The 10,615-nt window shown below is 65.7% G+C and carries 13 protein-coding genes; 9 read left to right on the top strand and 4 right to left on the bottom strand.

The window, feature by feature from the left end; genetic code table 11:
• Genes cbiE through cobF form a run of 8 tightly spaced genes read left to right on the top strand, consistent with a single transcriptional unit; the run spans position 1 to position 7,088 of the window.
• Positions 1 to 1,242 carry a precorrin-6y C5,15-methyltransferase (decarboxylating) subunit CbiE gene (cbiE, locus tag GM909_RS06240; protein WP_157015352.1) on the top strand — a complete coding sequence of 414 codons (1,242 nt, stop codon included), beginning with the start codon at positions 1 to 3 and terminating at the stop codon, positions 1,240 to 1,242.
• Complete coding sequence (locus GM909_RS06235; protein WP_235911682.1) at positions 1,221 to 1,643, top strand: cobalamin biosynthesis protein; 423 nt, start codon at positions 1,221 to 1,223, stop codon at positions 1,641 to 1,643. The genes cbiE and GM909_RS06235 overlap by 22 nt, the downstream gene beginning before the upstream one ends.
• The gene (gene cobM, locus GM909_RS06230) at positions 1,640 to 2,404 is read left to right on the top strand and encodes a precorrin-4 C(11)-methyltransferase (protein ID WP_157015351.1); all 765 of its coding nucleotides are present in this window, start codon (positions 1,640 to 1,642) and stop codon (positions 2,402 to 2,404) included. The genes GM909_RS06235 and cobM overlap by 4 nt, the downstream gene beginning before the upstream one ends.
• Positions 2,401 to 3,204 (top strand): uroporphyrinogen-III C-methyltransferase, encoded by an 804-nt coding sequence (cobA, locus tag GM909_RS06225; RefSeq protein WP_157015350.1) that lies wholly within the window; start codon positions 2,401 to 2,403, stop codon positions 3,202 to 3,204. Before cobM ends, cobA begins: the two co-directional genes overlap by 4 nt.
• On the top strand, positions 3,201 to 4,514 hold the full coding sequence (locus tag GM909_RS06220; RefSeq protein WP_157015349.1) for a cobyrinate a,c-diamide synthase: 1,314 nt from the start codon (positions 3,201 to 3,203) through the stop codon (positions 4,512 to 4,514). The genes cobA and GM909_RS06220 overlap by 4 nt, the downstream gene beginning before the upstream one ends.
• 3 nt (positions 4,515 to 4,517) lie before the next feature.
• Complete coding sequence (locus tag GM909_RS06215) at positions 4,518 to 5,285, top strand: adenosylcobinamide-GDP ribazoletransferase (RefSeq protein WP_157015348.1); 768 nt, start codon at positions 4,518 to 4,520, stop codon at positions 5,283 to 5,285.
• A 14-nt stretch (positions 5,286 to 5,299) separates the two neighbouring features.
• Positions 5,300 to 6,313: a nicotinate-nucleotide--dimethylbenzimidazole phosphoribosyltransferase gene (gene cobT, locus GM909_RS06210; protein WP_157015347.1), complete on the top strand. Its 1,014-nt coding sequence runs from the start codon at positions 5,300 to 5,302 to the stop codon at positions 6,311 to 6,313.
• A gap of 10 nt (positions 6,314 to 6,323) precedes the next feature.
• Positions 6,324 to 7,088 (top strand): precorrin-6A synthase (deacetylating), encoded by a 765-nt coding sequence (gene cobF, locus GM909_RS06205; protein ID WP_157015346.1) that lies wholly within the window; start codon positions 6,324 to 6,326, stop codon positions 7,086 to 7,088.
• Positions 7,089 to 7,130: 42 nt separating this feature from the next.
• Here cobF and GM909_RS06200 read toward each other — a convergent pair whose 3' ends face one another.
• From GM909_RS06200 to GM909_RS06185, 4 genes are read right to left on the bottom strand one after another with little or no spacing between them, the layout of a single operon-like run.
• Entirely contained in the window at positions 7,131 to 8,000 is an 870-nt protein-coding gene (locus GM909_RS06200; protein WP_157015345.1) for an alpha/beta fold hydrolase, read from the bottom strand.
• Positions 7,997 to 8,752 (bottom strand): alpha/beta fold hydrolase, encoded by a 756-nt coding sequence (locus GM909_RS06195; RefSeq protein ID WP_157015344.1) that lies wholly within the window; start codon positions 8,750 to 8,752, stop codon positions 7,997 to 7,999. The genes GM909_RS06200 and GM909_RS06195 overlap by 4 nt, the downstream gene beginning before the upstream one ends.
• Before the next feature lie 33 nt (positions 8,753 to 8,785).
• Positions 8,786 to 9,292: a DUF192 domain-containing protein gene (locus GM909_RS06190; RefSeq protein WP_157015343.1), complete on the bottom strand. Its 507-nt coding sequence runs from the start codon at positions 9,290 to 9,292 to the stop codon at positions 8,786 to 8,788.
• An 11-nt stretch (positions 9,293 to 9,303) separates the two neighbouring features.
• Complete coding sequence (locus tag GM909_RS06185; protein ID WP_157015342.1) at positions 9,304 to 9,900, bottom strand: cold-shock protein; 597 nt, start codon at positions 9,898 to 9,900, stop codon at positions 9,304 to 9,306.
• A gap of 222 nt (positions 9,901 to 10,122) precedes the next feature.
• Between GM909_RS06185 and gloA the strand changes: the two genes are divergently transcribed.
• The gene (gene gloA / locus GM909_RS06180) at positions 10,123 to 10,563 is read left to right on the top strand and encodes a lactoylglutathione lyase (RefSeq protein WP_157015341.1); all 441 of its coding nucleotides are present in this window, start codon (positions 10,123 to 10,125) and stop codon (positions 10,561 to 10,563) included.
• Positions 10,564 to 10,615: the final 52 nt, after the last annotated feature.

Here is a 10,615-nt window from a genome sequence, read left to right as displayed (position 1 = left end):
ATGTCCAGTAACGACCTGACCCAACCAGTTTCAACCGGAAAATGGCTCGCGATCGTCGGGATTGGCGAGGACGGACTGGCCGGCCTCGGCGAGACGGCCCGACAGCGCATCGCGGAGGCCGCGCACATCTTCGGCGGCAGGCGGCACATCGAACTTGCCCGTGAGGCCATTCGCGGCACGCCGCATGCCTGGCCGAGCCCATTCGACACCGAGATGACGGCCGTGCGGGCGCTGCGCGGTAAACCCGTCTGCGTACTCGCTTCCGGCGATCCCTTTTGCTACGGCGTCGGCGTCACTCTTGCCAAGTTCATCCCCATGGATGAAATGGAGGCATTTCCCGCGCCCTCGGCATTCAGTCTGGCGGCCGCACGGCTCGGCTGGGCGCTGCAGGACACGGCCACCATTTCGCTCCATGGCCATTCCGTCGCACGCTTGCGTCCCCTGCTGCACAAAGGCAGCCGAATCATGGCCCTGACCTCCGGCGCCGAGGGACCTGGCGAGATTGCCGGCCTGCTGAATGCATGCGGCTTCGGCGCCTCACGCATGGCGGTGCTCGAAAACCTCGGAGGGGAACGCGAACGGATCGCATGGCATGTCGCGGGCCGGTTCGAGCCGGAGGCAACCGATCCGCTGAACGTCGTTGCGATCGAGGTCGAGGCCGGCGAGGATGCGCGCGCTTTGCCGCTTGCGACCGGGCTTGACGATGAATTGTTCGACCATGACGGCCAGATCACCAAGCGCGAAATCCGCACACTGTCGCTTTCGGCACTCGCGCCACGGCCGGGCCGTCTGCTGTGGGATGTCGGCGCGGGTTCCGGCTCGGTGGCGATCGAATGGATGCTGCGTCACCCTTCCATGCGCGCCGTGGCAATCGAAGCGGATCACGCGCGCGCCGAACGGATCCGGTTCAACGCCGAGCAATTGGGCGTGCCGGATCTGACGGTGGTGGAAGGCATGGCCCCGCAAGCGCTTGCCGGGCAGGCGCCGCCGGATGCCGTGTTTCTGGGCGGCGGCGGTTCGCGCCCCGGTGTGATCGAAACCATCATCGACGCCCTCAAGCCGGGCGGACGGCTGGTCGCCAATGCGGTGACGCTGGAAATGGAAGCCGTGCTTTTGAAGCAGCACGCCGATTGCGGGGGCGAGATGACGCGCCTTTCCGTTGCGCGGGCCGCGCCGATCGGCGGACTCAACGGCTGGCAGCCGGCGCGGCCGATCACGCAATGGGTGTGGCAAAAACCATGATCGTCGCCGGGATAGGATGCCGCAGCACAGTGACGGCGGAGGACGTGGGCGCTGCGCTAGCCGCCGGGCTCGGCGCATATGGCATCGACCATGGCTGCCTCGGGGCGCTGGCGACATCGGCGGACAAGCAGCATCAGCCCGGCCTCGTCGATGCCGCTCGCCGTCTTGGCCTACCCATTCTGGCATTTGACTCGGCCGCGCTTGCCGCCGCCGACGCACGTTGCAGCACGAATTCGGCCGTTTCGCGCCAAAAGACCGGAGTCGGATCGCTCGCCGAAGCGGCGGCGCTGGCTGCGGCCGGCACCGGCAGCCGGCTTGTCGGACCGCGCCTCATCCGTGGCCATGTCACCTGTGCGATCGCCATCGGCAAGGACGAGACCCAAAGCAAGGAAAATCAATGACCGTACATTTCATCGGCGCCGGACCGGGCGCAGCCGATCTCATCACCGTCAGGGGGCGCGATCTCCTGGCGCGCTGCCCGGTCTGTCTTTATGCCGGCTCGATCGTGCCGCCTGACCTGCTCGCCTATTGTCCTTCCAACGCCCGCAAGATCGATACGGCGCCGATGTCGCTCGACGAGATCGAGGCCGAATATGCCGCCGCCCACCGCGCCGGCCAGGACGTCGCGCGGCTCCATTCGGGCGATCTGTCGGTCTGGAGCGCGGTCGCCGAGCAGATCAGGCGCCTGGAGCAGCTCGGAATTGACTATACGCTGACACCCGGCGTGCCGGCGTTTTCGGCCGCCGCCGCCGTGCTGGGCCGCGAACTGACGATCCCGGAGGTGGCGCAAAGCCTGGTTCTCACGCGCGTTTCCGGCCGCGCATCGCAAATGCCCGAAGGCGAGACACTGGCCAATTTCGGCGCCACGGGCGCAACCCTGGCCATCCATCTGGCCATCCACAAGCTGGCACAGGTGGTGGCCGACCTGACGCCGCTCTACGGCGCCGATTGTCCTGTGGCCATCGTCGCGCGCGCGAGCTGGCCCGACGAACGGGTCGTTCGCGGCACGCTGGCGACGATCGAGGCGCTCGTCGCCGCCGACCCGATCGAGCGCACCGCAACGATCTTCGTCGGTCCGGGCCTGACGGCGGAAGGGTTTCGCGAAAGCGCGCTCTACGATGCCGCCTATCAGCGCCGTTTCCGTGGTAGGGACGGGCTATGACGCTTGAGAAAACCCTGGCGCGTCTGGCGCCCGAGATCGTTCCCTTTCAGCCGGGCCATGTCTGGCTGGCCGGTGCCGGGCCGGGCAATGCCGGGCAACTGACGCTGGACGTGGTTTCGGCACTCGGCCAGGCCGACGCGGTCGTCCACGACGCCCTCGTCGATCCGTCGATCCTGCGGGCAGCCGACGGCGCAGACCTGCACAATGTCGGCAAGCGGGGCGGCCGCGCATCGGCCGATCAGGATGAGATCAATGCGCTGCTGGTCGCCCTGGCGCGCGGCGGAAAGCGCGTTTTGCGCCTGAAGGGCGGCGACCCCTATGTCTTCGGGCGCGGCGGCGAAGAGGCGCGCGCCCTGGCCGCCGCCGGCATCGCTTTCCGTATCCTGCCCGGCGTGACCTCGGCCTTCGGTGCCATGGCGAGCGCGGGCATTCCGGCGACCATGCGCGGGCTCAACAAGGCGATCATCCTGGCAACGGGCCACGGGCTGGGGCAGGAGGACGATCTCGACTGGGCGGCATTGGCGCGAACCGGGCAGCCGATCGTGATCTATATGGGCCTGCGCAATCTCGATGCGATCACGCGGGCACTGATCGAAGGCGGCCTGGTGCCATCCACTCCGGCGGCCGTCATCGCGGCGGCGACAACCCCACAGGAACAGGTGCTGGTCGCAACGCTCGATACTCTGGCAGCCGAAAGCCGAACCGCCGGCATGTCGTCGCCGGCCCTTGTCGTGGTTGGCGGCATCGTTTCGATGCGCGCCGAACTCATGCAACTCGAAGCCATGGTGCGCAGCGCATGACGGGACACGGATTCATCGTCGGTGCGGCGCGCTCCGGTTCGGGCAAGACCAGCGTCGCGATCGGCCTCATGCGCGCCTTCCGGCGCCGCGGCGTTCAGGTGCGCGGGGCAAAGTCCGGTCCCGATTATATCGATCCCGGATTTCATGCCGCCGCGACCGGCCAGCCCGGCGTCAATCTCGACACATGGGCGATGTCCCCTGCCCTTCTGGCCAGTCTCGCACGGCAGGCAGCCGAGCAGGCCGAATTGACCATCGTTGAAAGCGCGATGGGGCTGTTCGACGGCATTCGCGCCGAACCGGGCCGCAGCGGGGCGGCGGCCGACCTGGCCCGGCTTTTCGGCCTGCCCGTCCTGCTCGTCCTCGACGTATCCGGGCAATCGCAAACCGCGGCAGCCATCGCCAAGGGATTTGCCGCCTTCGATCCCGATGTGCGGATCGCCGGCGTGGTGCTCAACCAGGTCGCCAGCGAGCGTCATGACCGCCTGGCCCGCGAGGCGATCGAGGAGATCGGCATTCCGGTCGTCGGATCGATCCGGCGCAATCCCGACATGGCGCTGCCGGAACGCCATCTCGGTCTTGTCCAGGCCAGCGAGCATGGGGCAATCGACGCCTTCATCGAGCGGCTGGCCGACACGATGGAGCAATCGATCGACCTCGACGCCGTGAGGCAACTGGCGGGCCCGCTCGAACCGGCCGGTGGCGACGAAACGCCGATTCTCGATCCGCCCGCGCAACGCATCGCGCTCGCCCAGGACGCTGCCTTCAGCTTCGTCTATCCGCATGTCATCGCCCATTGGCGCGCCGCAGGCGCCGAGATCGTGCCCTTTTCACCGCTGGCCGACGAAGGGCCCGACGAGAGCTGCGGCGTCTGCTGGCTGCCTGGCGGCTATCCCGAACTCCATGCCGGACGCCTGGCCGCGTGTGAAAACTTCCGGCATGCGATGCGCCGTTTTGCGCAGACGCGCCCCGTCCACGGAGAGTGCGGCGGCTTCATGATGCTCGGCGAAACGCTCGAAGACGCCGACGGCGAATGTCACACAATGCTCGGCCTGCTCGGCCATTCGACGAGCTTTGCCAAACGGAAGATGAACCTCGGCTACCGACAGGCGCGTCTTCGTGTCGATTGTGCGATCGGCAAGGCTGGCGACACGATCCGCGGCCACGAGTTCCACTATGCGCGGCTGATCGATCCGGGCTCCGACGAACCGCTGGCTGATATCGCCGACGGCGCGGGGAACGCAATCGGTCCCTCCGGCGCACGACGCGGGCACGTCACCGGCACATTCTTTCACGCAATCGCGAAGGGGTGACGCATGGATCAAGGCGTAAGCCTGCGCCGCATCCTCGACGATGTGGCCTTTTGCCTGATCTTCTTCACTCGCATCGGCCTCGGCGGCAATCGCATGCCGGACCGGCCGCTGGGCGAGGCGATCTGGGCGGCGCCCGTCGCCGGGCTCGCTGTCGCGCTGATTGGATCGGCAGTCTATGCGCTGGCCTATGCAATAGGCCTTGCCACCCTGTCGGCGTCCTTCCTGGCGCTCGGTGCCATGCTTGTCGCCACCGGCTGCCTGCACGAGGATGGCCTGGCCGACGTCGCCGACGGCTTCGGCGGCGGATCGACGCGCGAACGCAAGCTCGAAATCATGCGCGACAGCCGCATCGGCACCTATGGCGTTGCGGCGCTGATCGTCACGCTGGGGATCAAGTGCTTCGCCATGGCGCAGCTTGTCCTGCCGGGGCTGCTCGCGACCGGCCTCATCGCCGCCCACATGGGCTCGCGCGCGCTCCTTCCCGCCTTCATGATGATCGTTCCCAACACCCGAAGCGACGGCCTGTCGGTCGGCGTCGGCCAGGTTGGCCAGACCGCCGCCCTGACCGCCCTCGCCCTCGGCTTTGCCGGTCTTCTATTTCTCGGATTGGCGCCTGCGATCATCACCGCCCTCGCGCTCGCCGCATGGCTTCTCGCCTTGCGCTGGCTGGCCTTGCGCCAGATCGGCGGCCGAACCGGCGACGTGCTGGGCGCGCTGCAGCAAGGCGGCGAAGTCATCGTTCTCCTGGCCGCCACCATCGCCCTGACCTGAACATGGAGTACCGCATGACGACCTATTCCTCGCTCGAGGCGCTGCGCCGGGCTTGCAACGAACTGCCGGCAATCGACCAGATGGCAGCCGACGAAGCGGCCGCGCGCCAGGCCGTGCTGACGAAACCGCAGGGCAGCCTCGGACGGCTGGAGGAGCTTGCCGCATGGCTGGCGGGCTGGCAGGGACGCGCCCGGCCAGACCTCCAAGCGGTCGATGTAATCGTGTTTGCCGGCTCGCACGGCGTGACGGCGCGCGGCGTCTCCGCCTTTCCGGCCGAAGTCACGGCGCAGATGGTGGCGAATTTTGCCGCCGGCGGAGCCGCGATCAATCAACTCGCCAAAGCCGCCGGTGCACGATTGCGGGTGATCGATCTCGAAGTCGACCGTCCGACGGCCGATTTCACCCAGGCGCCGGCCATGAACGAGGCCGATTTTCTCGACGCCGTGTCGCGCGGCTACGAGGAGGTGGCGCCCGAGAGCCGGCTGCTTTGCCTCGGCGAAATGGGAATCGGCAACACGACCGTGGCCGCGGCCGTCTCCGCGGCTCTGTTCGGCGGAACCGGTGCAGACTGGGTCGGACGGGGCACCGGCGTCGACGAAGCCGGGCTGCAGCGCAAGGCCAGCGTCGTCGACGAGGCGCTGGCCTTCCATGGCAGCGCCCTCAATGACCCGCTGGCCGTTCTGGCGCGGCTCGGCGGTCGCGAACTGGCTGCCATCTTCGGCGCAGCGCTCGCGGCCCGGCACAATCGAATTCCGGTGCTGCTCGACGGTTTCGTGTGCACGGCTGCGGCTGCTCCCCTGGCGCGTCTTGCGGCGGGCGGCCTCGACCACGCGCTGGCGGCCCACTGCTCGGCCGAGGCCGGTCACCGGCAATTGCTCGAACGGCTCGGCAAAAAGCCGCTTCTCGACCTCGCCATGCGTCTCGGGGAAGCTTCGGGTGCCTGCCTTGCGGTCAACATCCTGCGCTCGGCCGTGGAATGCCACAACGGCATGGCAAGCTTTGCCGAGGCCGGCGTGTCGGACAACTGAGGAGGACGATATGCGCCATCTACTCGTCATCGGCATCGGGGCCGGAGACCCGGAGCACCTCACGGTCCAGGCGATCAACGCGCTTAACCGTGCGGACGTGATCTTCATTCCGGACAAGGGCGCGGAAAAGGCGAGCCTGGCGAAGCTGCGGCGTGAAATCTGCGCGCGGTTCATCAACCGGCCTTACCGCAGCGTGCCCTATGCCGTTCCGACGCGCCGAAAGCCGGAAAGCTCCTATAACCAAACGGTCGACGGCTGGCACGAAGCGATCGCAGGGATTTATGAGCGTTTGCTGTCTGAGGAGTTGAAGGACGGTGAGACCGGCGCCTTCCTGGTCTGGGGCGATCCGTCGATCTATGACAGCACATTGCGCATCATCGAGCGGGTGAGAAGGACGAACAAGGTGGCTTTCGACCATGAAGTCATCCCCGGCATCACGAGCATCCAGGCGCTTGCCGCCAAGCATCGCATCGCGCTCAACACGATCGGCGGGGCGGTCCACATCACGACGGGACGCAAGCTCGCCGAAGACGGGGCTCAGGGCTCGGACAGCGTCGTCGTCATGCTCGACGGTCAGTGCGCGTTCAAATCGCTGCCCGCCGGCGAATTCGACATCTATTGGGGCGCCAATCTCGGCATGCCCAGCGAGACTGCCGTCGCCGGGCCACTCGATGAGGTGGGAGAGCAGATCGAACGCCGGCGCAGCCACGCGCGCGAACAGGAAGGCTGGGTGATGGACAGCTATCTCCTGCGCCGTCGTGAGCCGAATGCTTAGCGCGCGTTCGCTTCAAACGATTCCGTTTGAGCGGGACATCTTCTAAGCCGCTGCGCGATCCGTGAGGAATTCCAGAACCGCCGCGCAGAACAAGTCGTTCTTGTCGCCGGCGACCATGTGGCCGGCCCCGCCGACATCGACATAGCTCGCATTGGGTGCGAGATCGACGAATTCGCGTGCAAAATCCTCGTGCACGAGCTCGGAATTCATGCCGCGCACCAGGAGGACCGGCAGGTGCAATTCCGGCACCCGCGCCGTCAGTTCCTCGGCAAATTCGCGCCCGCCGGTACCGACGCTGCGCTCGCCGCGCATGAAGGCCGGATCCCAGTGCCAGCGATAGCGCCCGTCGTTTCCAAGGCGCAAATTCTTGCGCAGGCCTTCCAGCGAGCGCGGACGGGGCCGGTTCGGCAGATAGGAGGCGATCGCGTCTGCCGCTTCCTCCAGTGTCGCGAAGCCGTCTTCCATGCGCTCGCTCATGAAGCCGGTAATCCTGGCCACGCCGTTGGGATCCATGCGCGGCGTAATGTCGACCAGCACCAGGCTTTCCAGCAACGGACCGAAGCGCGTTTCCGCACCGAGGGCCGACAGACCGCCGAGCGAGGCACCGACGGCCGACGGCGCAGCATGGAACATTTCCGCCGTCTGCCGGATGATGGCGGCCACATCCTCGGCAAAATGCAGGAAGGTGTAGTTGCCGCTTGTCACCCATTCACTCTCGCCATGGCCGCGCAGATCGACCGTGATCGCGCGCATGCCTTCCGCGGCGACGCGCCGTGCCGTCATGTCCCAGGCGCGGCGCGTCTGGCCGCCACCGTGGAAAAAGAGAACCGGGTGTCCTCGCCCATCCCGGAAATCGGCGACGAGCCGGTTGTTCTCCGTGCCGATGAATTCGATCTGCCTCGGTTCGGTCAAAGCGGGTTCTCCTGCAGGAATTCGACCGCCCGCTTCTTGAACGTGCGATCGCCCACCGAGAGCATGTGATCGCGCCCCTCGACGGCAAAAACGGTGGCATTGGCCATCAGGCCCGCGAGCGGCTCGGGCGCGCCCGCAATGTCGTCCTTGGTGCCGACCGCGATCAGCGTCGGTTGCGCGATTGTAGCGACGTCGGCCTCCGACACCAGTTCGCGCGAGGTGGCGATACAGGCGGCAAGCGCCTTGCGGTCGCTCTTCGTCTGGTCGGCGAAGGCGCGGAACATCTTGCCCCGCGGATGGGTGATCGTTGCCGGGTCTTGCGCCATCAGCGCTTCGGCAATCGGATCCCAGTCGCCGACGCCTTCCACCATACCGATGCCAAGGCCGCCCAGGATGAGGCTTGCAACCTTTTCAGGATGACGCAGCGCCACGAAAGTGGCAACGCGCGCACCCATCGAATAGCCGAAGACATGCGCGCGTTCCAGCCCCAGATGGCCGAGCAGCGCCGCGGCATCATCGGCCATCAGCGCCGGCGTGTAATCGGCCGGATCATAGCTCTTGGTCGACGCACCATGGCCGCGATTGTCGAGCGCGATGACGCGGTAGCCCGCCTCCGTCAGCGTCTTCACCCATCCCGGCGCAATCCAGTTGGCGCTGATGCTGGAGGCAAAGCCGTGGATCAGGAGAACGGGATCACCCTTGCCTTCGTCGATATAGGCGATGTCGAAAGCGTCATGGCGAAATTGCTTCATGCTGAAAGGCCGTCCCCGGAAATGTCGCGCCGCCTATCCGTCGCCGGCAACATTGTCGATGGCCGGGTGGCGGATGCGGACGCCTGTGACAATACCCGTCTTTTGCGCAATGCCGGCATTCAGTTCAAGGACAAATCGAGCCGGCTGGCCGGGCGATATGGGATCGGTCGAGAAGGGCTCGCCTCTCAGCACGTCCACGACCCGGCCGTCCTCACCGATAAAGACGAGATCGAGCGGCAGGGGGGTGTTCTTCATCCAGAAGCCGAGCGGCCTGGTTTGCTCGAATATGAACAGCATGCCGTGGTTTTCGGCCATGCGCGTGCGAAACATCAGCCCACGGCTGCGTTCCTCGGGATCGTCGGCAATCTCGATGGCAAATGTCTGCCTGCCCTCGACGGTATCCGCCGTCAGCGACGCGGGGTCGACGGGCAGCACCATCGGCGCATCCTGGGCCAGGCTCGGCGACAGGCATGCCGTGGCAGCGATGACCAGCGTAAGAATCGCGAACAGGCGCTTTGCAAAACCGAAGGCGTCGCGCATTGCGGTATCCGTCAGTTGGCGAAAGGCAGCGTTCCCCGATCCGGGTGGACCTCGGCCGCCATAAGGCCCTTTTCGCCGCGGCCATAACGCACGAGCACGACCTGGCCGGGCCGCAATTCGGCAATCCCGAACTGCCGCAGCGTTTCCATATGGATGAAGATGTCTTCCGTGCCCTCGCCGCGCGTCAGGAAGCCAAAACCCTTCGTCCGGTTGAACCATTTGACCAGAGCGCGCTCCAGTCCGCTATCCGGCGTGACGATGACATGGGTGCGTTGCGCGGGCAGTTCCTGAGGATGCACCGCCGTGCTGGTGTCCATGGACAGGACCTTGAAGCACTGGAAGCCGCGTTCGCCGCGTCGGATCAGGCAGACCACCCGCGCGCCTTCCATCGCCGTGTGAAAGCCATCGCGCCGCAAACAGGTCACGTGCAGGAGCACGTCTCCGACGTCGCCCTCGTCGGGTATGATGAAGCCATAGCCCTTGGCGACATCGAACCATTTGATGGCGCCGGCAATCTCGAGCAGGTCGGTCGATTCCTGATTGCCAGCGGAGCCCAAGGCTCCGGCTCTAACGGCGCTCTGCTCCTCCGAAGAGGTCTTGTCCCCCATTCGAACGCACCTTCTATTGCCAACTCAACTGATTCCCGTTTTTGAGGATATCATCATGCATCCGCCTGTCAGCAGTTCAGACACATTTTTTTGCTTTAACGAACAAGTCCTGCAAGCTTCGCGTAAGCTACGGACCGAGATCAGTGCCTGGAGGTTGCCGTTGGCAATTGTTCGGGCCATATGAGCCAAGCAAATCACTCCCAAACGAGGACTTGAAGACCCATGCGCTATCTCCACACCATGGTCCGCATCAAGGATGTCGACGAATCGCTGGATTTTTACTGCAACAAGTTTGGCCTGGAGGAAGTCCGCCGTATCGACAACGAGCAGGGTCGATTCACGCTGATCTTTCTTGCCGCGCCCAAGGACAGGACGACGTCGGAGCAGAACCGGGCGCCCGAGCTCGAACTGACATTCAATTGGGATCCGGAAGACTATTCGGGCGGACGGAATTTCGGCCACCTCGCCTATAAGGTCGATAATATCTACGACACCTGCCAGAGGCTGATGGATGCCGGCGTGACCATCAACCGCCCGCCGCGGGACGGCAACATGGCCTTCATCAAATCGCCGGACGGCATCTCGATCGAGCTGCTGCAGGAAGGCGAAGCGCTCGAGGCGAAGGAACCCTGGGCATCGATGCCCAACACCGGAACCTGGTAGTTCTAGCACTTGCACGCCGCACGAAGCATGCTAACACCGCCAGAACCACGCG

Origin of the sequence: Mesorhizobium xinjiangense, assembly GCF_009749525.1 — a bacterium.
GTDB classification, from domain to species: domain Bacteria; phylum Pseudomonadota; class Alphaproteobacteria; order Rhizobiales; family Rhizobiaceae; genus Mangrovimarina; species Mangrovimarina xinjiangensis.
Note: the sequence above shows the minus strand (reverse complement) of the source record. Positions and strands in the feature narration are given on the sequence as shown.

Coding starts and splice junctions, on each gene's coding strand:
- cbiE (WP_157015352.1), top strand. CDS start 1: ATGTCCAGTAACGACCTGACCCAACCAGTTTCAACCGGAAAATGGCTC.
- GM909_RS06235 (WP_235911682.1), top strand. CDS start 1,221: ATGGGTGTGGCAAAAACCATGATCGTCGCCGGGATAGGATGCCGCAGC.
- cobM (WP_157015351.1), top strand. CDS start 1,640: ATGACCGTACATTTCATCGGCGCCGGACCGGGCGCAGCCGATCTCATC.
- cobA (WP_157015350.1), top strand. CDS start 2,401: ATGACGCTTGAGAAAACCCTGGCGCGTCTGGCGCCCGAGATCGTTCCC.
- GM909_RS06220 (WP_157015349.1), top strand. CDS start 3,201: ATGACGGGACACGGATTCATCGTCGGTGCGGCGCGCTCCGGTTCGGGC.
- GM909_RS06215 (WP_157015348.1), top strand. CDS start 4,518: ATGGATCAAGGCGTAAGCCTGCGCCGCATCCTCGACGATGTGGCCTTT.
- cobT (WP_157015347.1), top strand. CDS start 5,300: ATGACGACCTATTCCTCGCTCGAGGCGCTGCGCCGGGCTTGCAACGAA.
- cobF (WP_157015346.1), top strand. CDS start 6,324: ATGCGCCATCTACTCGTCATCGGCATCGGGGCCGGAGACCCGGAGCAC.
- GM909_RS06195 (WP_157015344.1), bottom strand. CDS start 8,752: ATGAAGCAATTTCGCCATGACGCTTTCGACATCGCCTATATCGACGAA.
- GM909_RS06190 (WP_157015343.1), bottom strand. CDS start 9,292: ATGCGCGACGCCTTCGGTTTTGCAAAGCGCCTGTTCGCGATTCTTACG.
- GM909_RS06185 (WP_157015342.1), bottom strand. CDS start 9,900: ATGGGGGACAAGACCTCTTCGGAGGAGCAGAGCGCCGTTAGAGCCGGA.
- gloA (WP_157015341.1), top strand. CDS start 10,123: ATGCGCTATCTCCACACCATGGTCCGCATCAAGGATGTCGACGAATCG.